Source organism: Gorillibacterium massiliense, assembly GCF_000455485.1.
In the GTDB taxonomy this organism is placed as follows: domain Bacteria; phylum Bacillota; class Bacilli; order Paenibacillales; family NBRC-103111; genus Gorillibacterium; species Gorillibacterium massiliense.
Genome location: NZ_CBQR020000161.1, coordinates 40,210 through 65,114 on the forward strand (window position 1 = coordinate 40,210; position 24,905 = coordinate 65,114).

25 protein-coding genes are annotated in these 24,905 nt (G+C 54.0%); 15 read left to right on the top strand and 10 right to left on the bottom strand.

From position 1 onward, the window contains the following. The first annotated feature begins 9 nt into the window (after nt 1–9). Together TJ79_RS22785 and TJ79_RS22790 are read left to right on the top strand one after the other, a co-directional pair. Entirely contained in the window at nt 10–1,521 is a 1,512-nt protein-coding gene (locus TJ79_RS22785; RefSeq protein WP_040952680.1) for a LutB/LldF family L-lactate oxidation iron-sulfur protein, read from the top strand. Nucleotides 1,522–1,583: 62 nt separating this feature from the next. Then, nucleotides 1,584–2,312, top strand: coding sequence for a LutC/YkgG family protein (locus TJ79_RS22790; protein ID WP_040952648.1), 729 nt, complete (start codon nt 1,584–1,586; stop codon nt 2,310–2,312). Nucleotides 2,313–2,717: 405 nt separating this feature from the next. On the opposite strand, the gene TJ79_RS22795 is transcribed toward TJ79_RS22790, so the two are convergent. Beyond that, nucleotides 2,718–3,734, bottom strand: a complete 1,017-nt coding sequence (locus tag TJ79_RS22795) for a LacI family DNA-binding transcriptional regulator (RefSeq protein WP_040952649.1) — start codon at nt 3,732–3,734, stop codon at nt 2,718–2,720. Between the two features lie 161 nt (nt 3,735–3,895). Here TJ79_RS22795 and TJ79_RS22800 point away from each other — a divergent pair, with 161 nt between their 5' ends. From TJ79_RS22800 to TJ79_RS22815, 4 genes are read left to right on the top strand one after another with little or no spacing between them, the layout of a single operon-like run. Beyond that, nucleotides 3,896–5,695, top strand: a complete 1,800-nt coding sequence (locus tag TJ79_RS22800) for an L-fucose isomerase (protein ID WP_040952650.1) — start codon at nt 3,896–3,898, stop codon at nt 5,693–5,695. A 21-nt stretch (nt 5,696–5,716) separates the two neighbouring features. After that, complete coding sequence (locus TJ79_RS22805; RefSeq protein ID WP_040952651.1) at nt 5,717–6,376, top strand: class II aldolase/adducin family protein; 660 nt, start codon at nt 5,717–5,719, stop codon at nt 6,374–6,376. 30 nt (nt 6,377–6,406) lie between these two features. Then, nucleotides 6,407–7,936: a rhamnulokinase gene (locus TJ79_RS22810; protein ID WP_040952652.1), complete on the top strand. Its 1,530-nt coding sequence runs from the start codon at nt 6,407–6,409 to the stop codon at nt 7,934–7,936. Nucleotides 7,937–7,984: 48 nt separating this feature from the next. Then, the gene (locus TJ79_RS22815; RefSeq protein WP_040952653.1) at nt 7,985–8,416 is read left to right on the top strand and encodes an RbsD/FucU family protein; all 432 of its coding nucleotides are present in this window, start codon (nt 7,985–7,987) and stop codon (nt 8,414–8,416) included. Nucleotides 8,417–8,507: 91 nt separating this feature from the next. On the opposite strand, the gene TJ79_RS22820 is transcribed toward TJ79_RS22815, so the two are convergent. The 6 genes from TJ79_RS22820 to TJ79_RS22845 form a co-directional block, all read right to left on the bottom strand. Beyond that, on the bottom strand, nt 8,508–9,215 hold the full coding sequence (locus TJ79_RS22820) for an ABC transporter ATP-binding protein (protein ID WP_040952654.1): 708 nt from the start codon (nt 9,213–9,215) through the stop codon (nt 8,508–8,510). Continuing rightward, entirely contained in the window at nt 9,212–10,336 is a 1,125-nt protein-coding gene (locus tag TJ79_RS22825) for an ABC transporter permease (protein WP_040952655.1), read from the bottom strand. Before TJ79_RS22825 ends, TJ79_RS22820 begins: the two co-directional genes overlap by 4 nt. A gap of 119 nt (nt 10,337–10,455) precedes the next feature. Then, complete coding sequence (locus tag TJ79_RS22830) at nt 10,456–11,022, bottom strand: TetR/AcrR family transcriptional regulator (protein ID WP_040952656.1); 567 nt, start codon at nt 11,020–11,022, stop codon at nt 10,456–10,458. 165 nt (nt 11,023–11,187) lie between these two features. Next, nucleotides 11,188–12,855 carry an FAD-dependent oxidoreductase gene (locus tag TJ79_RS22835; protein WP_040952657.1) on the bottom strand — a complete coding sequence of 556 codons (1,668 nt, stop codon included), beginning with the start codon at nt 12,853–12,855 and terminating at the stop codon, nt 11,188–11,190. Continuing rightward, entirely contained in the window at nt 12,848–13,144 is a 297-nt protein-coding gene (locus TJ79_RS22840) for an ArsR/SmtB family transcription factor (RefSeq protein WP_040952658.1), read from the bottom strand. The genes TJ79_RS22835 and TJ79_RS22840 overlap by 8 nt, the downstream gene beginning before the upstream one ends. Nucleotides 13,145–13,399: 255 nt before the next feature. Beyond that, nucleotides 13,400–14,002 carry a biotin transporter BioY gene (locus tag TJ79_RS22845; RefSeq protein ID WP_040952659.1) on the bottom strand — a complete coding sequence of 201 codons (603 nt, stop codon included), beginning with the start codon at nt 14,000–14,002 and terminating at the stop codon, nt 13,400–13,402. 119 nt (nt 14,003–14,121) lie between these two features. Here TJ79_RS22845 and TJ79_RS22850 point away from each other — a divergent pair, with 119 nt between their 5' ends. From TJ79_RS22850 to TJ79_RS22860, 3 genes are read left to right on the top strand one after another with little or no spacing between them, the layout of a single operon-like run. After that, nucleotides 14,122–14,979 carry an energy-coupling factor ABC transporter ATP-binding protein gene (locus TJ79_RS22850; protein ID WP_040952660.1) on the top strand — a complete coding sequence of 286 codons (858 nt, stop codon included), beginning with the start codon at nt 14,122–14,124 and terminating at the stop codon, nt 14,977–14,979. Further along, nucleotides 14,970–16,685, top strand: a complete 1,716-nt coding sequence (locus TJ79_RS22855) for an ATP-binding cassette domain-containing protein (protein WP_040952661.1) — start codon at nt 14,970–14,972, stop codon at nt 16,683–16,685. The genes TJ79_RS22850 and TJ79_RS22855 overlap by 10 nt, the downstream gene beginning before the upstream one ends. Nucleotides 16,686–16,743: 58 nt before the next feature. Next, nucleotides 16,744–17,196 carry a hypothetical protein gene (locus TJ79_RS22860; protein WP_040952662.1) on the top strand — a complete coding sequence of 151 codons (453 nt, stop codon included), beginning with the start codon at nt 16,744–16,746 and terminating at the stop codon, nt 17,194–17,196. A gap of 68 nt (nt 17,197–17,264) precedes the next feature. Here TJ79_RS22860 and TJ79_RS22865 read toward each other — a convergent pair whose 3' ends face one another. Next, nucleotides 17,265–17,456, bottom strand: coding sequence for a hypothetical protein (locus TJ79_RS22865; RefSeq protein ID WP_040952663.1), 192 nt, complete (start codon nt 17,454–17,456; stop codon nt 17,265–17,267). Nucleotides 17,457–17,628: 172 nt separating this feature from the next. Here TJ79_RS22865 and TJ79_RS22870 point away from each other — a divergent pair, with 172 nt between their 5' ends. After that, the gene (locus tag TJ79_RS22870; RefSeq protein WP_040952664.1) at nt 17,629–18,552 is read left to right on the top strand and encodes a phosphate ABC transporter substrate-binding protein; all 924 of its coding nucleotides are present in this window, start codon (nt 17,629–17,631) and stop codon (nt 18,550–18,552) included. A 27-nt stretch (nt 18,553–18,579) separates the two neighbouring features. Here TJ79_RS22870 and TJ79_RS22875 read toward each other — a convergent pair whose 3' ends face one another. Then, on the bottom strand, nt 18,580–19,527 hold the full coding sequence (locus tag TJ79_RS22875; RefSeq protein WP_052339892.1) for a DMT family transporter: 948 nt from the start codon (nt 19,525–19,527) through the stop codon (nt 18,580–18,582). 108 nt (nt 19,528–19,635) lie between these two features. Here TJ79_RS22875 and pdxR point away from each other — a divergent pair, with 108 nt between their 5' ends. The 5 genes from pdxR (at nt 19,636) to phoU (ending at nt 24,474) form a co-directional block, all read left to right on the top strand. Then, a complete protein-coding gene (pdxR, locus tag TJ79_RS22880) occupies nt 19,636–21,054 on the top strand; it encodes a MocR-like pyridoxine biosynthesis transcription factor PdxR (RefSeq protein ID WP_040952665.1) in 1,419 nt (472 codons plus the stop codon). Between the two features lie 149 nt (nt 21,055–21,203). Further along, nucleotides 21,204–22,154 carry a phosphate ABC transporter permease subunit PstC gene (gene pstC / locus TJ79_RS22885; protein WP_040952666.1) on the top strand — a complete coding sequence of 317 codons (951 nt, stop codon included), beginning with the start codon at nt 21,204–21,206 and terminating at the stop codon, nt 22,152–22,154. Further along, the gene (gene pstA / locus TJ79_RS22890; RefSeq protein ID WP_040952667.1) at nt 22,151–23,014 is read left to right on the top strand and encodes a phosphate ABC transporter permease PstA; all 864 of its coding nucleotides are present in this window, start codon (nt 22,151–22,153) and stop codon (nt 23,012–23,014) included. The genes pstC and pstA overlap by 4 nt, the downstream gene beginning before the upstream one ends. Before the next feature lie 10 nt (nt 23,015–23,024). Next, the gene (gene pstB, locus TJ79_RS22895) at nt 23,025–23,777 is read left to right on the top strand and encodes a phosphate ABC transporter ATP-binding protein PstB (RefSeq protein ID WP_040952682.1); all 753 of its coding nucleotides are present in this window, start codon (nt 23,025–23,027) and stop codon (nt 23,775–23,777) included. A 37-nt stretch (nt 23,778–23,814) separates the two neighbouring features. Next, a complete protein-coding gene (phoU, locus tag TJ79_RS22900; RefSeq protein WP_040952668.1) occupies nt 23,815–24,474 on the top strand; it encodes a phosphate signaling complex protein PhoU in 660 nt (219 codons plus the stop codon). A 15-nt stretch (nt 24,475–24,489) separates the two neighbouring features. Here the strand turns inward: phoU and TJ79_RS26290 are convergent, their stop codons facing one another. Beyond that, nucleotides 24,490–24,768, bottom strand: a complete 279-nt coding sequence (locus tag TJ79_RS26290; RefSeq protein WP_081757105.1) for an HAD-IA family hydrolase — start codon at nt 24,766–24,768, stop codon at nt 24,490–24,492. Nucleotides 24,769–24,905 lie beyond the last annotated feature (137 nt).

A 24,905-nucleotide genomic window follows, 5' to 3' on the forward strand; every position in this document is an offset into this window, starting at 1 on the left:
CGCGGACCGATGGACGGAACCGTGAAAGAACGGGCGGAGCTAGCGCTGAATGACGAGTTTTTGCGCAAGGCGGTGCGTTTTACCACCGAACGTCTGCGTTCCGGCAAAAAGCAGGCTGCGGAAGAACATGGCAACTGGGAGGAGTGGAGGGAACGGGGGCGGCAAATCCGTCTGCATACCATCGCTCATCTTGATTACTATTTGAATCTATTTGTGGAAAATGCGAGGGCTAACGGGGTGCGTGTGCATTTTGCCCCGAAGGCAGAGGATGCGGTCAAGTTGGCTTTGGAGATTGCGGAGCGTAAGGGCGCGGTTTCCGCCGTGAAATCCAAATCCATGGTATCGGAGGAGCTGCACCTGAACAAAGCGCTGCAGAATGCAGGCGTGGAGACGGTAGAAACGGATTTGGGTGAGTATATCATTCAACTGGCGGGTGAAGCTCCGTCCCACATTATCATTCCGGCGATTCACATGAACCGGTATCGCATAGCCGATCTGCTTTCCCGGGACGCTGGAGAGGAGCTGCCGCCGGATACGGCCGTCTTGGCCGGATACGTCCGACGCAAGCTGCGGCAAAAATTTCTTGCGGCGGATATCGGCATCACCGGCTGTAATTTTGCCATCGCCGAAACGGGTTCGATTGTTCTGTTCGAAAATGAAGGCAACGCACGGATGGTCACGACTTTGCCGAAAACGCAGATTACGTTCATGGGCATGGAACGGATTATTCCCTCTTGGGCGGATCTGGAGGTGATGGCGACCTTGCTGCCCCGTTCGGCGACGGGACAAAAGCTGACTGTCTACATGTCCGGCATTACCGGTCCCCGGCGGGAGGGAGACGGCGACGGCCCGGAGGAGATGCATATCGTTATCGTGGATAACGGGCGGTCGCTGCAACTGGGCGATCCAGAGTTTCAGGAACTGCTGAATTGTATCCGCTGCGGAGCCTGCTTGAACGCTTGCCCGGTATACCGGCATATCGGCGGCCATGCATACGGCGGGACGTACAGCGGTCCTATCGGGGCGGTGCTGACCCCTGCGCTGAACAAGGATTCCGCGGAGTGGAACGATATCGCACAAGCTTCCAGCCTGTGCGGGGCTTGCTACGAAGCTTGTCCCGTGAAGATTCCGCTCCACGAAATGCTCGTTTACTTGCGCCGGCGCAAGGTGGAGCAGGGGCACGGGGAGCTGGGCGAAAACGTGGGGATGAAGGGGTTCGGCGCCGTCATGGCCAGTGCGAAGCGGTATAGGCGTGCGCTGCGTGCGGTGCGGATTGGGCAGCGGCTTATTGCGAAAAACGGCGAGATCCGCGCGAAGATTGGTCCGCTTAAAGGGTGGAACCGTTACAGGGTGATGCCTGCCTTACCCGCCGAAACGTTCCGTGAAGGCTGGGAGCGGTTGAGCCGGGAAGTGGGAAACGGAAAACGGGAGCTGGACCCGGTGATGAAAAGCCGGATGGAGACCGTTTTGCGGGAGCGGGTTTTGAAAAAAGTGGGTAGAAAGGAGAAAGTGGAGGAGTAGGGTCAAACGCGTGGGCAAAACAGAGGTGGGACCCGTTATGAAGGAAAGAAGGAGGCGGGAACATGGGAGATACCTATAAAGCTTGGCTGGACGAACGCGAGGCGGAATCTCGCCGGATGCAGGAGGCGATGATGAACGGCATTGCCGGCAGACTTAACCGGCCGCGGCCGCTTTCGGCTCCGCAGCATCCGTTTCGCGGCGCTCCCGATTTTTGGGAGCAGGTGGAGTGGCCATTGCCGGAGCGGCTTGCGCGCTTCGCGGCCAATTTTACCGCAGCCGGAGGCATCGTGGAGCGGCTGCCGGACTGGGATGCGGCGGGCGAGTACATCGCCCGGCAGGCAGAGAAGCTGGGCGCCCGCTACGTAGTCCGGCAGAATCAGCCGGAACTGGATGCGCTCCAGCTTGGGGAGCGGCTGCCCGAGGAGGCACGGATCACCCGGTGGAACCGCGATCCGGCGGAAGACATGCGGGCTCGGGCAGCCGAAGCGGACATCGGCATCATCCTTGCCGATCATGCGGTCGCCAGCACCGGCTCCATCGTCGCGGTGTCCCACCGGGATAAAGGGCGGTCGGTCAGCTTGCTGCCGACGGCGCTATTCGCCCTTATTCCGGTGGAACGAGTGAAAACGCGACTGGGCGAAGTGCTGGCCGGTTTTGACCAAGCTGGGCAGTCGGCTCTCCCAGCCGGCATTCACTTCATCTCCGGCCCCAGCCGGTCGGCAGACATCGAAAACGATCTGACCATCGGCGTCCATGGCCCCGGTATCGTTTTCGCTCTACTGGTGGGTTGAGACTCTCGATTGTCTGAGGTTCTCAAAGGGCGGTCAGCCGATGAGAGCCCGCACCCCCCGGTACAAACCTCAGCTATCCTGATACACAGAATGGCGCTTGTGAGAAGCAACCATTTTTGTGTGAAATGCAAAAAGTGCAGCATATTTCACCGGAAACAGCCCGATACGGAAATATGCTGCACCACCTGCAGCTTAATGTTGGCTTTTCTTTCAAAAATGGGATCTGAGCCCAAATATGCTGCACAAAATGCATTACATTTATTTTGCCGTTTTGCCGCTGCTGATAGAGAGAGTTGGCGCAGATCAGTTGGTAAGAAAGTGGCAAATCGGCAGTGGGCAGAGTGGCAGTGTTACGCAACTGCACAGAAGGCATATACCCGCTGACTGCTCAGCAAAACCAAGCAACTACTCTCCCACCGTGCTCACCGAACGCCGGACGAGGAGTTCCGTAGGCAGCACGATGCGCTTCCAGGGCTCGGGTTCGTCTCCTTGCCGGAGGCGTTCCACCAGCAGCTCAATGCCCAGATAGCCGTATTGGTAAGCTTGTTGGGCTACGACGGTGACGAAGGGGTCCACCTCCGAGTAGGGACCCAGGTCGTCAAAGCAGACGACGGAGATATCTTCGGGCACGCGGATGTCCCGGGCCCGTAGCAAGCGGATGAGTTCTACCGCCAGGACGTTATTGCCCGCCACGATGGCGGTGGGCAGCGGATCCATGGCGCTGAGCCAAGCTTCCGCGTCCGCAAGCTGCTGGGTCGGGCCAAAGCTGGTTTCATAGATGTTGCCGGGAAACGCCGGCAGACCGAGAAGCGCCAGCGCTTCTTGGAAACCTTGCAGCCGGGAGCGGGCGCTGGAAATGGAGGGGGAGCCGTTGATCATAGCGATACGCCGGTGGCCGTGAGCGGCAAGATGCTCCACCAGTTGGCGGGCGCCTTCTTTGCTGTCGCCCATGACGACGTCGCAGGCGATGCCCGGCACCTCCCGGTCCAACAGCACGAGAGGCACGCGGTGCTTGCCTAAGGTTTCCAGGTTGTCCCGGGAGGGGTCGCCCGCCGGTGCGATCAGCACGCCGTCGGCCCGGGTCGACAGGATGACCTGGACGTACTCCTGCTCTTTTTCGATATTTTCGTCGCTGTTGCCGAAAAACAACCGGTACCCGTAATGCCGCGCCGCATCTTCAGCGCCCCTGGCAACGGTGGTATAGAACGGGTTAGCGATGTCGGTGATGAGCAGAAACAAAATCCGCGTTTCCTGAAGCACCAGGCTTCGCGCGGTCTGGTTGGGGACATAATTCAGGTCTTCCATGACCCGTCTGACTTTGGCTCGGGTTTTCTCGCTGATCCGTCCCGTATTGTTGATGACCCGGGACACGGTCATGGCGGACACGCCAGCCTTTGAAGCAATATCGTAAATCGTAACCATAGCAATCTCCGTTTTCAATAGTTTGGCGTGAGAAATCATACTCGCAAACTTGGCCGAATAATCTTTTTATCATCTTACCGAAGAAAAGCATTGACAGCAATGGGCTTCGTTGCTATTTTAGAGTTATCGATAACCCCACCAAAAATTGGAGGTCATCCATCATGTCATCATCCTTCGTTAATCAAACCTGCTGGCAAGACGGTTATCCGAAAATCGGCATCCGCCCCACTATCGACGGCCGCCGCAAAGGCGTTCGCGAATCTTTGGAAGCGCAAACAATGAATCTGGCTAAAGCCGTTGCCGAATTGCTGGCAGCCGAGCTGCGTTACCCTAACGGCGAGCCGGTTGTAAGCGTTATCGCGGACACCTGCATCGGCGGCGTGGCGGAAGCGGCGGCTTGTGCCGACAAATTCTCCAAAGCCGGGGTAGGTGTTTCCATCACGGTAACCCCTTGCTGGTGTTACGGCACCGAGACGATGGATATGGACCCGTCTGTACCCAAAGCCGTTTGGGGCTTCAACGGTACGGAGCGTCCTGGCGCGGTTTATTTGGCGGCTGTTCTGTCTGCCCATGCCCAAAAGGGACTGCCCGCATTCGGCATCTACGGCGAACATGTGCAGGACTCCGGCGATGCCACCATCCCCGAAGACGTAAAAGGCAAGCTCCTCGGCTTTGCTAAAGCCGGTCTTGCCGTCGCCCTCATGCGCGGCAAATCCTATCTGTCCATGGGCTCGGTATCCATGGGGATCGCCGGCTCCATTGTGAACGACGTCTTTTTTCAAGAATATTTAGGCATGCGCAATGAATACATCGATATGTCCGAGTTCGTGCGCCGCATGGATGAGGGCATCTACGACAAAGAAGAATTCGTCCAAGCGATGAACTGGGTGAAGGAAAACTGTATCGAAGGCCCGGACAACAACTCGGCAGCCATCCAGCAGTCCCGCGAGCAGAAAGATCAAAACTGGGAAACCGTCGTCAAAATGACCCAAATTACCCGGGACATGATGGTCGGCAATCCGCGTCTCAAGGAAATAGGCTTTGAGGAAGAGGCCAATGGTCATAACGCCATCGTCTCCGGTTTTCAAGGACAACGGCAATGGACAGACCACTTCCCTAACGGCGACTTTTTGGAATCGATCCTGAACTCTTCCTTCGATTGGAACGGTCTCCGCGCTCCTTATCTCGTTGCCACCGAAAACGACAGCTTGAACGGAGCTTCCATGCTGTTTGGCTACTTGCTCACCAATACGGCGCAAATTTTTGCCGACGTCCGCACGTACTGGAGCCCCGAATCTGTAGAACGGGTAACCGGCTACAAGCTGGAAGGCGCCGCAAGCCAAGGCATCCTGCATTTGATCAACTCCGGTTCAGCCACCTTGGACGGCACCGGCGAACAAACCCGTGACGGCAAACCGGTGATGAAGCCCTTCTGGGAAATCAGCCAGGAAGAAGCCGATAACTGCCTGAAAGCCACCTCCTGGCGTCCCGCATCCGTCGAGTATTTCCGCGGCGGCGGTTATTCCTCCGACTTCCTAACCAAGGGCGGCATGCCGATGACGATGACCCGGTTGAACCTGGTAAAAGGTCTCGGACCGGTGCTGCAAATCGCCGAAGGCTACTCGGTTGATCTGCCGGAGCACGTCCATGACACCTTGGACAAACGGACCGACCCGACCTGGCCGACCACCTGGTTTGCTCCGATTTTAACGGAAAAAGGCGCATTCCGCACCGTCTACGACGTCATGGATAATTGGGGAGCGAACCACGGTTCCATCAGCTACGGGCACATCGGCGCCGATTTGATCACCTTGGCCTCCATCCTACGCATTCCGGTCTGCATGCACAACGTTCAGGAAGAGAGCATTTTCCGTCCGAGAGCTTGGGGATTGTTCGGCACGGCGAATCCGGAAGAAGCTGACTATCGCGCTTGCGCCAACTTTGGCCCGCTTTACAAATAACCCAGAAGGGAGCCTAAACAAATGGATTCCGCGAACATTCGCCAGGAGTTATGCAAATACGCTCAAAAAATCGTCGCAGCCCACTTGGTCGTCGGACCCGGCGGCAATATCAGCGCCAGCCATGACGGTAAAATGTACCTTTCTCCCAGTGGCTTTGCCCTGGATGAAATATTGCCGGAGCAGTGGGTAGAGGTGGACATCGCCGCGGGAACAATTACTGACAACGGCTTGCGCCCCTCGTCGGAAGTTTTGATGCACCTGTACGCCTACCGGGCGAATCCATGCATCGGCGCCGTGGTGCACACCCATCCGCCCAACTGCATCGCTTTCACTCTTGTGGAGCAGGAACTGCCCATCATGTTCCCGGATCAAGCCGCTTTGGTTGGCAGAACTGATTATGTTCCCTATGTATTGCCGACGACGGACCGGTTGGCTGACGCGGTTACTGCAAAAGTTGGCATAGCGAGCTCGATTCTTCTCGGCAATCACGGCCTTGTCACCACGGGCCGCAACCTGCGCGAGGCGTACTACCGCACGGAGGTGGTGGAGGAGAGCGCGAAGATTTTCCTCACCGCCAGCGCCGTCCGCGAACCTAAGGTATTGACGGACGAAGAAGTCGACGAAATCGCCTCTTTGGAAAGCGAAGCCTACCGTATCCAACTCCTGCAGAAAATGAAGTGAACCGCCCAGGCAGAGAAAGGAGAGTTTCCTGTGAGCATCATCGCAACGGTGTTGGCCTTTGATATCGGCGCCAGCAGCGGCAGAGCGCTGGTAGGCCAACTGACGGAAATCGGAGGCTCCGGACAAGGAAGAAAACTGACCGTTACGGAGGTCCATCGTTTTCCCAATCAGGCGGTGCAAGTCGGTAAACATCTGCATTGGGACATTCTGAGCCTTTTTCAGGAAGTGAAGAAGGGGATTCGCGCCGCCTTCCAGCAAGGCTATTCGCCGGAAGCCTTCGGCATCGATACGTGGGGCGTCGATTTCGGAATGTTGGACGCAAACGGCGAACTGATCGGCAATCCCTATCATTATCGCGACCCCCAGACCGAGGAAGCGGTAAATGAAGTTCTGGCGCTGATCGGGAAAAAGGAGCTTTTTTTCCAGAGCGGCCTGCAAAATATGCCCTTCAACACCCTTTACCAGCTGTACGCCATGAAAAAAGCAGCATCGCCCAAGCTGGATATCGCCAAGACGCTGCTGCTCACACCGGATCTTCTACTTTATTTGCTGACGGGACGCAAGGTATGCGAATTCACCATGGCGACGACAACTCAGCTCTACCACCCGGATAAGCAGGTATGGAACGACGCGCTCATGAGCCGACTCGGCATCCCGCCTGGTCTGTTTCCGGACCCGGTGGCGCCGGGAACCAGGATTGGTGAGCTGTCCGAGGAAGTGTGCCGGGAGCTGAGAGTTCCGCCTATTGCGGCCATCGCTGTCGCCTCTCACGATACGGAATCCGCTGTGGCGGCCATTCCCGCCAGTGTCGCGCCGGCCTATCTGGTCTGCGGCACCTGGTCGATTTTCGGCATGGAACAGTCCGGACCCGTCTTGAGCGAAGAGGCGATGGAGCATGATTTTTCCAATGAAGGCGGAGCCGGCGGCACATACCAATTGTTGAAAAACATCATGGGGATGTGGATTCTCCAGGAATGCAAGCGGGAGTGGGAGGATGATGGGCAATCCGTCTCCTATACCGAGCTGGTGGAAGCCGCCCGCAAGGCTGAGCCGTTCCGCAGCTTGATCCGCGTGGAAGATCCGCGGTTTTACGCCCCCGGCGACATGCCGGACAAAATCCGCAACTACTGCCGCGAGCATGGCCAACCGGTGCCTGAAAATATCGGAGCCATTACTCGCTGCATTCTAGAAAGCCTGGCGCTCACATACCGACATGCGCTGGAGCATGCGGAAGAGTTGGCGTCCAGCCATTATCCCGGCTTGCATATGGTCGGCGGTGGCATCCAGAACGAGCTATTATGCCAGTTGACGGCTAACGCCATCGGCCGGACCGTTTGGGCAGGGCCAGTTGAAGCCAGCGCTATCGGGAATTTGCTGCTGCAGCTTACGGCTATGGGACACTGCCGGGATTTGCAGGAAGCACGGGAACTGGCCAAAGCTTCCGTCGATCCGATCATTTACGAGCCGGAAGCGGAAAGCCGGCGGTCATGGGACGCCGCGTACCAAGGGTTTCTGCAGCTAGAGGAACGCCATAGCCAAGCAAAAGTATCCGGTCAATAAAGCGGGTTGCCCGAACGATATAAACCCTTCGATTGGAGGACATGCGGCATGTTAAAAGGAATTCCCAAGGTGATCTCCCCCGAGCTTTTGAAAATCATCATGGAGATGGACCACGGTGACGAAATCGTACTGGGAGACGCCAACTTTCCGGCAGTAAGCCATGCCAAACGGCTGGTGCGGTGCGATGGTATCGCCATCCCCGTTCTGCTGGACGCTCTTTTGCAATTGTTTCCCCTTGATCCCTATGTGGCAAAGCCGGCGGCGCTGATGCAGGTCGTGCCCGGTGATCCGGTGGAAACCCCCGTTTGGGAGGAGTACCGCCGTATTATTGCAGCCCGCGCTTCTTTGGTGGAGCCCTTCGAGCAGGTGGAGCGCTTCGCTTTCTATGAGCGGGCAAAAAACGCTTACGCCATCGTGGCGACAGGCGAAGGAGCGCTTTACGCCAACCTGATCCTAAAAAAGGGCGTCGTCACGGAGTAACCGCTATCGCCGTTTCCCGCAAAAAAAGACGGGATTGTACCAGAAGCCGCCGATTCTTGGCGCTTCCGGAACAATCCCTTTTTATTTCAGGTCACACGGTTACATGAGCCCGGGAAGCTTCCCGGGATAGGGTCAGCTTGCCGTCTTCCATGCGGTAGACTTTGTCGCAATATTCCAGCATCCTCTCGTCATGGGTCACCATGACCGCCGCTTTCCGCCGGGTTTTAACCTCCTGGGCGATCAAACGGACGACTTCGTGGGCGCGCTTCGTGTCCAGACTAGCCGTCGGTTCATCCGCCAATATCACATTAGGATCGTTAATGAGCGACCGGGCAATGGCGGTTCGCTGTTTTTCGCCGCCGGACAGCTCTTCCGGAAAGCTTTTCAACTTTGCGCCGAGCCCTAACTCCTCCAACAATTTGACAGCAGCTGCTTTGTCCGCCGCCTTCACTTTGCCCGACATCCGTTTCACGATCAGCAACTGATCCAAAACGTCCAGATAAGGGACTAAATTTGAGGACTGCATGATAAAGCCGACCTCCTCCAAGCGGATAGCAGACAAATCGCGGTCCGACAGTTTGGAGATTTCTTTTCCATTGATCCTCACATCCCCTTCGGACGCCTTCAGCAGCGCCCCTGCGATGGATAAGAACGTGCTTTTTCCCGAACCGGACGGGCCGACAACGGCGACAAATTCTCCCGGATTAACCGTGATGGACACGTTATCGAGGGCTGCGATACGGTTATCGCCTTCCCCGTAATACTTCGTCACGTTGCGAATGTCGAGTCCTGTTGTCATGATTCAACCCTCCCCAGCGCTTTTAATGGATCAACCTTCGTTATGGTTCGTACCGATACGAGAGAACTGACTAGTGCGATGATGACTAGAAGAATGGAATAGAGGACGACCAGCTTCGTGCTCAAAATGAATGGCATTCCTTTAGGCAAAACGACGGCCGTTCCGTAGGTCAACAGGGCTCCGATTGCAATACTGGCCACGGAGATCACGAAAACTTGTGATAGGATCGCTTTTGCCAAAAACCCGTTTTTCGCTCCGATCGCCTTCATCACGCCGAACTGATTGGATTTCTGCATGGTGAGCACATAGAAAAAAACGCCGAGAACGAAGGCGGAAATCGTCAGGAGAAACGCAAGCATCATCAGGATGGAGCCGTTCTCTTCTTTGTACCCGGGCATCCCTTGCACCGCCGTTGCGCGAGTGACGGTATTCGTATTCGGCAGGCTCTTATTCATGTCGACCGGGTGGATCTCTTTGCCCTGCAGCATGATGGCGTTAATGGGCTGGACAATGCTGTTATCCGAACCCGGCGCGGCAAAAGCAATTTTGCGCCACTCCTCAAGAGGGGTGAATACGGAAGCGACATGGTTGTAGGTTTCGCCTTTCACGAACCCGACAATAGTCAAGGACTCCGTGGAGCCATCCAACTTAAACGTATCGCCTAGGTGAAACCCTTCGTCTTTCATGGATAGATTGGCAAGCACCCCATTGGGTTTGCCGCTTTCCAAACCATTTCCCTCCACGACCGCCGGTTCAAGAAAGCTGCCGGGAGTAATTCCGATAATGGCGATGTCCAGTTTGTCTTCATCTTTTTTACTCTCACCCTTCAAGGCTGTGGCCATCGTGCTGCCAATGGGCGAGGCGGCTTTCACATTTGGCTGCTTCTCGGCTTCCGCCATCAATTGCTCCGACAGCAATGATTTACTCAGCGAAGACTGTGATCCTTCTTCAAAAATGACATAATCGGCTTTCATTTGTTTTACTGTAGAAGCGGCCAAGGATGACAAACCGTTTCCCAACCCGGATAAAATAAAAACCAGCCAAGAGATCAGCACAAAAATGATCGCAATCATGAGAAATCTCATTTTATTGTGCATCACTTCCTTGATTGCCAAGAACATGGAATCAACCCCTTTACGAAAATATAGTTGACACTTGTGTCAAATTTGGCCCTTTCATCCCTGAAAGGCTGTTTTTATTAAACTCCATAAATGACACTTGTGTCAAATAAACTAAAAATTTATTTTTGGACGCCTGTGAACCAAATTTCGAACAGATACTTGCTCCACTTATCGGCAGGCAGGTTCAGCATATTCGGCGTATCGATCAGATTGAAAAAGACTCCGATCAGAACGGGGAGCGGAACGTCTTTGCGAAGCTTGTTTTCTTGCTGCGCACGTTCGAACAGCCGGGTTAGCTGCGCCTTCAGCGTCTCGTGGGATTGTTCCACAAACGTAAGATCGTTTGCGGCATCGGGGAAATCCGTCGTATTAATTTTATGCTTTTCGCCTAGGAGCTGATGAAATGTAGATTCCTGCACGTAGATGCCCAACAGTTGTTGTAACGCATTCATGCAATCCGATTCATCAACCTTTAACGCATCGTCCAACATGAGCGTCATCACGCGTTTCATACAGGCGGCCACAATTTGTTCTTTGCTGCCGTAATATTGATAAATCGTGCTTCTGGCCCCATGGAGGTGTTGGGATAAAAGCTTCAAATGAAAGCCGTCGTAGCCATGCTCCAACAACAAACGCTTCGTTGTATCCAAAAGCTCCGTTTGACTATAGGTTTGTTTTCTTCCCATCTGCGCTTCATCTCCTTAAGACCAGCCGCTCTACATTTTCTTCATTGTATCAAAATAAAAGGCCAAGGTGGAGATGACCTTTGATTTGAGCCGAAACGTTGAGGGAGAAAAGCGAAAGGACCGCCCCGTCTGGGACAGTCCCTTGAATGCGATGGCCGCTCCGCCTTATTCGAAGGATGGGGCCTTCGGCTTGTACTCAGCCATCCGGTAGGATTTATATCCGCCCGTCAAGTTTTTCACGCGGAAACCTTTCTGCGTTAAAATCCGGTTGGCGGTGTAACCCCGAAGTCCGACCTGGCAGTACACCCAGATATCCTTGGATGAATCCAATTCACCGAGGCGGCTTCTCAGCTCGTCAACTGGGATGTTCACGCTGCCCGGAATGTTGCCGTTTTTGTGCTCCAGCTCCGTGCGCACGTCCACCAAAATGGACTTGCTGCGGTCCATGGATGCGAGATCCCGAGGCAAGAATACTTCGGTCAGACCGGCCAATACATTTTCCGCCGCAAAGGCAGCCATATGTACCGGATCCTTGGCAGAAGAGTAGGGAGGAACGTAAGAATGCTCCAGCTCGGCCAGATCGTAGATCGTCCCGCGGAGCCGCAAAACGGCTGCGATCTCACCGATTCGTTTGTCTACCCCGTCCGTTCCTACCCCTTGGGCGCCCAAGATCGTCCCTTTTTCATCGAATATCAATTTGAGCGACATTGGGGAAGCGTCGGGATAGTAAGTGGCATGAGAGCTTGGGTGAACATTGACGACTTGGTAAGATGTGCCTAGCCGCTTGAGAGTTTTTTCATTGTTGCCCGTTGCGGCTCCGGTTAGGTTAAACACCTTCAGAATCGAAGTGCCTTGAGAGCCCTTGAATACCGAACCCAGTCCGCAAACGTTATCCGCCGCAATGCGGCCTTGTTTATTGGCGGGTCCGGCCAAAGGAATGGCTGTTTTCGCTCCGTTGACGAAATCGACGACTTCGACGGCATCGCCGGCGGCATACACATTTTCCAGATTGGTTTCCAACCGCTCGTTGACAATAATGTGTCCCCGGGGTCCCATTTCCAGCCCGCTATTCCGCAAAAAGCCGGTGTCCGGCGTTACGCCGATAGCCAAGACGGCCAAACTGCCGTGAACGACAGCTCCGTTATCCAAACGGACATCGATGCCGTCGGCGGTCTCTTGGAAGCCCTCCACTTTGCGGGACAAAATCAGTTGGACTCCTCGATCTTCCATTTCCTTCGCCAGCACTCCGGCCATTTCCTGATCGAAGGGGGCGAGAATCTGGTCGGCCGCTTCAACGAGGGTTACGGCAAGTCCGCGTTCCCGCAAATTTTCCGCCAGCTCGACTCCGATAAAACCGCCGCCAACAATGACGGCTGACGTTGCCGCGCCCTGACTGAGGCTGATCATGATCCGGTCGGTATCCGCAATGTTGCGAAGGGTGTGAATTCGGGCGCTTTCAGCCCCCGGTAGAGCCGGACGGATCGGCTTCGCGCCTGGTGACAGAATGAGGGCGTCATAGCTTTCCTGATATTGCCCGCGGTCCCGGCTTTGCACGGTGACGGTTTTGGCGGTCGGGTCGATGGCGATGACTTCGCTGTGGATGCGAACATCGATGTTGAACCGGTTGTAAAGCGATTCCGGCGTTTGCACCAGAAGCTTGCCGCGGTCTTTGATCGAGCCTCCGATATAATAGGGCAGGCCGCAGTTGGCAAACGATACGTGGGCGTCCCGTTCGAACATGACGATGTGGGCTTCTTCATCCAATCTTCTTAAACGTGCTGCTGCAGATGCGCCACCGGCGACTCCGCCGACAATCAGAACTTTTTTACTCATGGTAGGAATCCTCTCCGATTAGTATTTTTATGATGATTCCGATGCGTTCATCCGGTACCGAATAAATCATTTCCAGTCCCGAACGTTCCGCTCGGACAATATCCAAGCTTCGCAGTTTTTGCAGATGCTGAGAGATGGTGGATTGGGGCAAGTCCAAACATTCCTGTATATAGGTGACGTTGCTCTTGCCTTTCTGTAGCAGTCCATGAACGATGCAGAGCCGGACCGGATGGGCCAGTGCCTTCAGCAGTTCGGCGGATTTTTGGTAAGCCTGATAATTGCTGTCCAAAACAATGCCCCCTTTCTTAAGAAATGAAAAACTAAATTAATATATTCATATAATACGATATAATGTGTAAAGCTGCAAGGGTAGACCCTTCCTTTTTTGTTTCATGAGTTATTCCACGCCGTTCAGAAGCTAGCACTTCACCAGTGTGGGAGCAGTCGATATACCGGCTGCTCCCTATATTCACGATCACGGAAAAGAAAGTCATGATGCTTGTAAGACTCGATGTACGGGTAGTCGTTTACGATTGTTACCCCTTTAGGCAAGCGGCGATTTGTTTTCCATGACGACGCGGCGATGGGCGGCGCCGGTTAATCGCTCCGGGGGAAACACTTGGCGCACGGCGGCGATGATCGCTGTAGCGGCTGCGGCTTTTATGGCGTCTCCGGGTAAAAAAGGATAGCAAGCCGCAGCCATGCTCTTAGCCAATGATGCATGTGCGACATGGGCATACCAGGCGACTCCGGTGGTGTACATAATGAGCGATCCGAATACTTCTAGGATTATGAAGGAATAGAGAGAGCTCAACCATCCTTTTTTTGGTGAAAAAGGCTGCAGCAATCCGATCAGCATGGCCGAAAAAGGCCACATGATGACGAAGCCTCCCGTATAGCCGAGCAGGACAGACATGCCTCCGGCTCCATGCAAAAGCGGAAAGCCCAGTGCGGTAAGCAGGATGATGAGCGCCATGCTGATGAAGCCATAGCGAGGACCGAGCAGTCCGCCGGCCAGCATGACGCCAAGGGTTTGCAGGGTGATGGGAACCGCCGTAAAACCTAACGGAATGCTTATGTAGCCGAAAACGACGACTATGGCGGCAAATAGTGCTGTAAATACCGTTCCACGAAGGGTCCAATTCATGGTTGTCACTTCTCCGTTCTTTTGCTAGAGTTGTATTGTTAACCAACGAAGATTGAAATAGGTTAACAATTGAGGATTACAGCATAACATGGAACGAGCGGAAAGGATAGCCTTACGTTATGGATAGCCATTTGCGATTAATCGAATTAAGGCATGCCGCCGTTATCTATCCCGCAGAAGCGGGAGCACACCGCCGGGTTTGGTCGGACGTTTCGATAACCGTAAAACGCGGGGAATGGGTCGTCGTAGCGGGAGCCAACGGCAGCGGCAAAAGCACCCTTGCTTCCGTTCTGTTGGGCCTTTGCCCCCTTTCGGCTGGGGAGCTACACCGCCAAGAAGGGATGAAGCTGAGCGGTCTGCTCCAAACCGCCGATGCCCAATTCCTAGGGGAAACCATCGGAGAAGAGTTCGCCTGGCAGCTTGGCGCGGATATCCAGGATGCCGCCCGGATGCGAAGTGCGGTGGATGAAGCGCTGAGCCGTGTCGGACTCCTCTTGTCTCCCGATCATCCCGTTCAACGGCTGTCAGGAGGCCAAAAACAACTCATTCATCTTGCGGCGGTGCTGGCTTCTTCACCGGATCTATTGGTGCTGGACGAACCCACCGCGATGCTGGACCCGGCCACCCGCGCTATCGCTATCGATGCTGTTCGGACCGCCAACCGGAACGGAACGGCGGTGGTTTGGATTACCCACCGGCTGGAAGAGGCGGCTAACGCTCACCGAGTTGTTGCTTTTTCCGACGGGGCCGTCGCTTTTGACGGGGATCCGCGGGTCTTTTTTTACGGGGAAGAAACAGGCGATGCGGGGAACCACGAAGAATCATGCGCGATGATCACACCCTGCCGCAGTTTGGGTTTGGAACCGCCATTTATCGTCAAGACCGTAGAACAACTGGCGGCAAAAAAGTGCCGGTTCTCCCCGTCGCCTTTAACGTGGGAAGATTTGGCTGAGGCGGTGATCTTACGATGCCGCTAGAACTGAGTCATGTTTCGGTAAACGCCGTTTCCGTGGAGGGTACAGCGCCGGTGCCGATTTTGCAGAATATGAATCTGACGCTGCGGGAAGGGGAGCTTACGCTCCTCATCGGACGGTCGGGAGCCGGGAAGTCGACGCTGCTCCATGTGATGGCGGGCATCCGCAAGCCAGATGCTGGTATAGTCAGCTTGAACGGCTGTCCTCATTGGGACGGAAACGGTAAAGCGGCAAAAATGAATCTGCTGGACGTCAGCCTGGGTTTTCAATTCCCGGAGCAGCAGCTTTTTGCCCGGAATATGGAAAAGGAGTTCGCTTACTCCTTTGCACCCTATCGAATGAATAATCAAGAGAAAGAAGAGAAGGCGGTTTACGCCAGCCGGTTATTAGGCGGAGCGGGTTTTTATGAACGGGAGCGTTCGCCGTTCTCCCTTAGCGGCGGCCAGCAAAGAAAGCTGGCTCTTGCAGCAACGGCAGCTGCAGCTCCTGGTTGGCTGCTGCTGGACGAGCCCACAGCCGCTATGGAGACGGCTGCGGCAGGCAGCTTGGCCGAGCTGCTTGCGGCAAGGAAACAAGCTGGTCTCGGAACGGTCGTGTCCACCCATGACCTGGACACGTTTTTGCCTCTTGCCGATCGAGTTATCGTAATCGCGGCAGGGGAGATTGCGGCAGACGGTACGCCGAGTGAGGTCGTCTCCCGGCCGCAAATGCTTCTTGCCGCCGGAGTCGGTCTTCCGGCCTGTGCCGAACTGGCTGCCTGTTTCGCGGCGAAGGGATTGTCGGTTCGCGGTGATCTTTTCACACCGGATCAAGCTGCCGAGGCGATTATCCATGTGATGCATACTTCATTAGAAGAAACAGGACAGAGGGCTGCAGAGTTGAACCTATCGCGGATTAAGGCCGATGCAGAATTCGATACAGCGGCAAAAGTTTTGACTGTTGTCCAATCCGCATATTCCTGGTGGTGGCAGAACCGGGACCCCCGGCTGAAGTGGGCCTTTTACTTATTGATCACGATCGCGACAATGGTGCAGATTTCATGGTGGGGACTTATGGTTTGCGCTAGTCTTTCTGCCGCGGGTTTCATCGGCGCTCCGTTGATAAAGGTGAAAAACGGGTGGAAAGCGCTGAGACCCCTGCTTTATTTAGTGGGATTAGCTGTCCTATTGGCAGGATTCGCATGGTCCGGCGGATTGAACGAGCCGCATATTCATTTTTCGATAGCGGGAGTGGAAGCCGCGGCCTGGAATGCCAGCTGCTTGTTCATCATCGCCGCCGCCAGTTATTGGCTATCTGCTGCCAATACTAGCCGGAGCATGGTGCAGGGCTTATATTGGGCCGTGAAGCCCTTGGATAAACTGCGGTTGCCGGGCTATTCCTTCGCCTTGGCCGCTTCGTTTCTCTTCCGGTTTCTGCCGATGATCGGTCAGGAGTGGCAACGCTTCTCCGTCATCGTCCGGGCCAGAGGGAAAGCTGCGCTTCGGCCTGGCGCTATTCGGCTGCGCGATCTTCCCGCCCTGGTCGTGCCGCTTCTCCTCGCGCTCTTGTTTCGGGGCGAAGAGTTGGTGATGGCGATGGAAATGAAGAAGGGAGATTCGCGGCTCGATTTCGGCGTAGATACCTTCGTTTGGTCACGGAAGGATACGATGGCGCTCAGCTTGGGGCTTTTCCTCTTTTTCCTGCTGATTGCGGCGAATCTGATGAGATGATCACATCCTTTTCCCATTCCATCCCGTATACTGAGTGTTATCAAAAGGAGGGCTCCCTTTGTTCCACCTGCCCAGTCTGCTCATTCCGTTCATGATCCTGCTGCCGAATCTTCTATTTATAAAATGGCCGCCGAGGAATGCTCCCGCCGAACAACCGAAAGGAAACAGGCTCCTAACCGCATTTGAAGGTATAGGCCGGGTCGGTTCCTTCGGGATCCCGATATTTTACGCGATTCATACGGATCGTTTTTACGAAATCGCCGCATGGATTGGAATGGCGTTATTTCTTGCTTTCTATTACGTGGAGTGGCTGCGTTATTTTTCGGGAAATCAGGAATACCGGCTTTTGTTTTCTTCGCTCCTTGCCATTCCGGTCCCGATGGCCGTCTTTCCGGTTCTATATTTCATGTGCGCTTCTGCCGTTCTGCATTCCTTGCCGCTTTTTATCTGCAACGCCTTGTTCGCAATCGGTCATATTCTTAATAGTCTGAGATCTGTCGAGATAAGCTAGGATGGGAAAAAAAAGGCTCTGACCTACTGAGGTCGGAGCCTTTTTACGTTTGATCGCTGCAAAAACGATTAGCTTTTCGGCATGTTTTTCCTTCTGGACAATTCCTGCACCTGCTGTTCGATACGGTCTAATTTTTTGTCATAGTGACGGTAGGAATAGTAGGCGATGATAGCCTTTGCGGTAAAGAATAAAACAGCGGCAAAGACGATCAGCGTATATTCATGAGCTAATCTTCCCAGCCAAGCATTCCATTTCTGCATCACGACCCTCCAATCCAGATCAGCGGATGGCTTAGTTTTCCATGCCGCGTTTCTCTCTATTCCCGGAAAATTTACATTGTCTTAACGATTCGCGGCTTTGGCTTTTACAAAGCATTGTTAAGATAACAATGTAAACAATAAACGAGAAAAGATAAGGGAGGACAAGAAACACATGTCTAAAAAATGGTTAGGTCTTGCACTTGCATCGGTATTAATGGTTGGAGCTCTTGCAGGTTGCGGCGATAAAAAAGATGATGCCTCTTCAGATACGAGCCCTTCCGCTTCGACAGCGACTGTAGCACCGTCTGATTCTGCTTCCCCGTCGACTGAGGCTACAAAGGGTCCTGAGATCGAAGGCAAAGTATCGGCTTCCGGTTCTTCCGCACTCCTTCCTCTTGTTAACCTGGCTCGCGAGAAGTTCATGGCTAACAATCCGAAAGTTGAAATCAATGCCACAGCAGGCGGTTCTGGCGTAGGCGTGAAGAACGTTGCTGACGGCGTATCCGATATCGGTAACTCCGACGTAGTCGCTGATGCTCAATACAAAGATGCTCTTGTCGACCATGTTGTTGCCCTTGCACCTTTTGCTCTTATCGTAAGCAAAGATGTAACGGTTACGACGCTGACCAAGCAACAAGCAGCTGACATCTTCATGGGCAAGATCAAGAACTGGAAGGAAGTCGGCGGCGCTGACGCTCCGATCAACCTGGTTCACCGTCCTGATAGCTCCGGCTCCAGAAAGCTGGTTAAGCAAATCATCCTTGACGGCCAAGACTTCTCCAAAGACGGCACCACCCAAGATTCCAGCAAAACCGTTGCAGAAGCTATCGCAACCGGCAAAGGCTCCATCGGCTATGTTGACGCTCCTTACGTAACGGACAAAGTAACCGCTCTGCAACTGAACGGCGTAGCTTTCTCCAAGGATTCCATTAAAGACGGCACCTACCCGCTGTACGGTATCGAGCACATGTACACCAAGGGTGAAGCAACCGGCGCGGTTAAAGCCTTCATCGACTACATGACCAGCTCTGATTTCATCAACAGCCCGGAAGCGGAAGCCCTCGGTTTCCTGCCTGCTGATCTGATCCAGAAATAATCAGGCGACAACAGACTTATAAAAGGTTTAGAAGCGCCCTTCCGGTTCCAGAGTGGAATTCGGGAGGGCGTTTTGATTTGGATTCGTGCTATAGATTTGCAGCATACCGAGGAAGACGAAGGCGCACCCCACCCACGAGGCGAAACCCGTACGCTCCCCAAGCAGAAGCGCTGATAAAAGCATGGCTGTCACGGGCATAAGACCCGAAAAGGCGGCTGCGGTGTACGCGTCGGTTCTTTTGACTCCCGCAAAGAAACAGGCATAGGAAAGAGCGGTCACAACTAAACCATACCAGATGAGAGCGATCCAATCCTCCATGCCAATCGCTTTTATGGTGGTGACAGGGTGTTCGAATAATGCCGGTAGCAAGCTTAGGAGGAAGGCTCCGGCTGCAACCAACAGCGTTTGTGCCATCGGATGGATCTCTTGCGAGGAATGGCGTGCCGTGCTTTGGCTTTTGGCAACAACATTGAAAATCGATTCGCTTGCGGCTGCGCATAACACCCATGCATTTCCCCCTAAATGATGAAGGGAAACATGCAAGTGGTCTCCCGCTCCCTGAAGCAGCATGATCCCCGCTACGGTGCAGCCGATGCCAAGGCCCGTTTTTTTGAGCAGAGGTTCTTTCAGAAAGCAAAAAGCAAGAACTGACGTTAGGGCCGGTGATGCGCCTGTCATGATGCCGGCTTCTCCGGTGCTGGTAAAATGGAGGCCGAGCAGCAAAAAAACACGGAACAGAAAGATTCCGAAGGTGGCCTGCAGCAAAATCAGAATCCAATCGGTTTTCTTGAATGCACGAACCGTCCGGATTGTGCGATTGAGATAAAAGGGAAGTAGACAGAGAAGCAAGATGCCCAGGCTCAAGGCAGTCAGCGTAAAAACGCCCAAGGAGTCCGAAAGGATGCGCGCCGTTACCACAGATGTACCCGCCAGTAAAAAGGCGAAAAACAGATAGATTTTGCCGATTGAAACCATTTTGATCATTCCTTCATTTGGGTTTATTTGCCATAATAGCAATAGAACTGATCTGGAGTAAGCTCCAGTTGAAGGTCATTATCACTGGTCCAGTTGGGGGTGCAGACGATGTGGGGAATTGAACTACAAACAAAGCATGAAATCAGCTTGTCCCGTCAAATTTTTCTTTCGATTAAGGAGAAAATTATAAAGGGGCGGATAGCCCCAGGGGAGGCACTGCCGTCGACGCGCGAGCTGGCGAAAAACCTCGCCGTCTCCCGGAATACCGTTTGCGAGGCCTATGACATGCTGTTGACAGAGGGGTTTATCGTCAATCGTCAAGGAGCGCCGACACGGGTTGTGGAAGATCTTGTTATCGAGGATGGAGTCCGTTCGGAGGAAGCTTCGGTACATGAAAGCGAAACGGGTGAGTCGGGTCAGCGGGCGATGGTGAAGGCGGATTTTCGGACAGGGAGACCCGATTTGCTCCGGTTTCCATGGCAGCTTTGGAACCGGATGTTGCGGGATGCGGCTCAAGCTTTGCCTGTTGCCGATTGGGGTTATCGGAATCCGAAAGGGTATGAACCGCTCTGCGAGGAGATCGCCATGTGGTTGTTTCGCAGCAGGAGCATGAACGTGAACCCTCAAGACGTCTTCATTACTGCCGGTTCAACCCAAGCGCTTTTTCTTCTGACCGATCTCTTGTATAAAGAGGGATTCGGCTTTGGAATAGAAAAGCCGTCGCATCCCGGCTTCCATACGATCATCGCGGACCGGGACGCTCCTTACCGCTGGATGCCGGTTGACAGCCATGGGGCTGATGTCGATGAGTTGGACGGAAGTTCCCTATCGGCGGTGTACGTCACCCCGTCCCATCAATATCCCCTTGGCGGCATCCTGCCGGCTAGCCGACGAGCGGCATTGATCCGGCTCGCGAGGGAACACGATTTTTACATCATCGAGGACGATTATGACAGTGAGTTCCGATATTCCGGACCGCCGGTAAGTCCCATCTATTCCATGGATTCTTCGCATGTGGTCTATGTCGGGACGTTTAGCAAGACGCTTTTTCCCGCCCTTCGCATAGGTTTCGTCGTTTTGCCGAAGGCGCTGCAAACGGAGTGGAAGCACCGCCGCATGTACCTGGATGTGCAAAATCCCGTCCTTGAGCAAGCGGTATTGGCTGAATTTCTTCGTACGCGAAAAATGGATAAGCATGTTCGGAGCATGCGCCGGATTTACGGGGAGAAAAGGGAGATTCTGCTGGAAACGATTCGCGGCGCTTTTGGCAGCAGCGTTCATGCTATGGGAGATGCATCGGGGCTGCATATGGTTTTGCATTTTCCGGGGGCGGAGTTTGGAACGGAATTTGTTGAGGATAGCAAAGCGGTTGGGGTAAAGGTTCAACCCCTTGCTTGCTATTGTCCCGGAGGCGAAAATCATATCGATAAACTTTTGCTGGGCTACGGCCATTTAAACTTGAATGACATTGGCGAAGGCATAAAAATGTTGCAGCCTTTAATCGACAAATATCGATGCCGACGTTGAGTTTCGCCAAGCGGGGTGCTGTTTTTTTACGGAATACCATTCTTTACAAAACCTTAATGTTTACACAGCGATAACAAATCATTGATATGACTCTAACACACGCCCGGTATGATAAGGACATATGCACAAAGAAAGACGGGGGTATGGCCATGTCCGTTCTCACAAAGACAATAGATAATTCCAAGCAGCGAAAGAACGATAAACAAGGTAATTCTCCTAGGTGGGTAAAAACGCAAAGGCGGATCGACCATTCGATGCGCAGGCTGTTTATCGTTAGCGCCGTGCTGGTTTCCGCTGTTATTTTCTCGATTATCATCTTCGTCGGCTATCAGGGGATGCAAACTTTCAAAGACGTGAGCTTCTCGGAAATCTTCTTCTCGACGGACTGGAATCCGACATCGGAGACAAATCCAAGCTTCGGTACTCTGCCGTTTGTGTACAGCACGATATTGTTAACGGTGATTTCGGTGGCGCTGGCGATCCCGCTGGCTTTATCCGGAGCAGTGTTTTTGGCGAAAATCTCGCCCAAATGGATGCGGGAAATTCTTCGGCCTGCAGCTGATCTGTTCGTGGGTATTCCGTCTGTCGTCTACGGCCTCATCGGACTTACGGTGATTGTTCCGTTTCTGGCGGATACTTTTGGCGGCACCGGGTATGGGATATTACCGGCGGCGATCATTTTGGCGGTCATGATTCTGCCGACGATCATGTCGGTATCCGAAGACGCTCTCCGCTCCCTGCCGGGCAGACTGGAAGAGGCGTCTCTGGCCCTCGGGGCAACTCGTTTCCAAACCATTTGGCGAGTGCTGCTACCTGCCGCTAAGCCGGGCATTTTGACAGGCGTTATCCTAGGGATGGGACGGGCTATCGGCGAAACGATGGCTGTGTTCATGGTCATTGGTAACTCGCCTAAAATCCCTCATTCCTTGCTGGATTCCACGACGGTTCTGACTACCGCCATCGTTAAAGGCATGGCCAATACCTTTCATGGAACCGCCTGGAATAACTCCTTGTACTTGATGTCTTTTGTCCTGCTGATCCTATCCTTAGCGCTTATCCTGCTGATTCGCGTCGTTGCTAAAAGGAGTGAATTGAAATGAAGCGAAACCGTCTAATCGACCGGATTGCCACCGTTTATTTTTGGTTTGCCGGAATCGTCATCTTGATTATTCTCGCCTTGTTTCTCATTCGCATTTTAGGCAACGGTCTGCCGCATCTATCCTGGTCCTTTATCACCGGCAAGCCCTCCGAAACGAGAGCGGGCGGCGGTGTTGGACCGATGCTGTTCAACTCCTTCTATATTTTGTTCTTGTCCTTCCTGATTTCACTGCCTATCGGTATCGGCGCCGGCATTTATTTGGCCGTATACGCTGGGAAAAACAAGTTCACCGAATTGGTTCGCATCTCCGTAGAAGCTTTGTCTTCCGTGCCCTCCATTGTATTCGGACTTTTCGGAGCTCTGCTGTTTGTCAAAATGTTCGGCTTCAAAATCTCGATCATTAGCGGCGCGGCGACATTATCGCTGCTTAATTTACCGGTGCTCGTTCGTATAACGGAGGAAGCGATCCGCACGGTTCCCGCCTCCTACTGGGAAGCCTCCCTTGCTCTTGGCTCCAGCCGCTGGCAAGCCATCCGCAAGGTGCTGCTTCCCACGGCGCTGCCCGGCTTGATCACAGGCATCACGCTGACAGCAGGCCGCGCATTGGGCGAGACGGCCGTGTTGATTTATACGGCGGGTACTGCCGTATCCTCCATCCATTTGCCTGACTTCGACTTGAAAGCAATGGGGGAAACGTTAGCGGTTTATCTGTGGTATTCCGGATCAACCTCCTTGGCGCCTGATGCCAAAGAAATCGCCGAAGGAACGGCAGCGCTGCTCATTCTTATCGTTCTCATTTTCAACTTGTTGATCGCTATACCAGGACGAATCATCCAAAAACGTCTTTCCGGGGGGAAGTAACTTGACGGACATGCATAAAATCCAAGTGGAGCAATTAAATTTAGCATATGGCGAAAACAAAGCCCTTTTCGATGTCAATCTGAACATCCGCCCCAACTCCATAACCGCTTTGATCGGGCCTTCCGGCTGTGGGAAATCCACCTTTTTGCGGACGCTAAACCGGATGAACGATCTCATCGACAACGTGAGCATTACCGGCAGTGTGAAAGTTGACGGGGAAAATATTTATGAACCCGATACTGACGTGGTTTCCTTGCGCAAAAGAGTAGGCATGGTGTTCCAACGGCCGAATCCTTTTCCCATGAGCATTTACGACAACATCGCGTACGGACCGAGAATCCACGGCTTGAAAAAGAAGTCGCTCTTGGATGAGCGCGTGGAGAAGAGTCTTACCCAAGCGGCGCTATGGGATGAAGTCAAGGACCGTCTGGGCAAATCGGCCATGGGCTTGTCGGGCGGCCAGCAGCAGCGTTTGTGTATCGCTCGCTTGTTGGCGGTTGAACCGGATGTGCTTCTGATGGATGAACCGACTTCGGCGCTGGACCCAATCTCCACCCTCAAGGTTGAAGAGTTGTCTCAGCAGTTGAAAGATCAATACACCATCATCATCGTGACGCACAACATGCAGCAAGCGGCGCGGATTTCCGACACGACGGCCTTCTTTTTGAACGGCATTCTTGTGGAGTCCGGCAAAACCGATAAAATGTTCACTGCTCCTGCGGATCGGCGGACAGAAGATTATATCACCGGAAGATTCGGATAATTGGAAAGCAACCAGGGGAGAAGGACGGGGGATCGATATGGATACGAGATTAAGCTTTCATCAATCATTGGAAAATCTGCAGAAAGAATTGCTGGAGATGGGGCATATGGTGGAAAACCAGATCCGTCTCTCCGTGGAATCCATGAAGACGCTGGATACGGGTATTGCCCGTAAAGTCGTCGAGCAGGATGACCGGGTCGACGAGATGCTCCTTCGCATTGAATCCTTGTGTCTCCGCCTGATCGCTTTGCAGCAGCCGATGGCGGGTGATTTGCGCATCATCGGCATGGCGACGAAGATCGCCGTCGATTTGGAGCGGATCGCCGATCACGCTGTGGACATTGCCAAGGTGACGCTGCGTATGTCGGGCGAGATGCTGGTGAAGCCGCTGGTTGATATTCCGGCCATGGCGGAGTTAGCCATCGATATGTTGCGGGAGAGTCTGCTCTCCTTTACGGAACGGGATGTGCAACGAGCCGCGTCCTTGGCGGAAAAAGACGATGTGGTCGATGCGCTGTACGGCAAAATCTTGACGGAACTCACCGGCATGATGGGGACCGACCTGCAAGTAAACCGCCAGTTATCCCACTTGATGATGGTGGCCCACTACATCGAGCGAGTAGCGGACCACACCACCAATATCGGCGAAGACGTTATCTACGTGGTAACGGGCAAACGCAAAGATTTGAACGTATGATCTACGCGAGTCAGGTTAAATGAGCTTTTCCAGCTCGTCAAGGCTGCGGACGATGAGAATGCGCCCTTTCCCGGATTTCTTGAGGGAAGGGGCGTTTTTGTGTTCCCGGCGGACCCAGACGGCATCCATCCCGACGCTTAAGGCGCCGGTGATGTCGTTATGCCTGGAGTCGCCGACGACGACGGCTTGGGCGGGGGCTACGCCCATAGCGGTGAGGGCGCGCCGGAACAGCTCTGGGGCGGGCTTTCCCGCCCCGCCGGGCTTCGGCGCAAACAGCCGCTCCGGCGGCAGCAGCTTGCGAGGCCGGCGGCGGACATGCGCCGCAGCAGCTTTTCCCGGCTGCCGTTACTGATCACCGCCGTCCGGTACCGGGCGGCGATGTGGCTGAGCGCCGGCAGCGTGCCGGGGAAAAGCTGCGGCGCCTCTTCCCG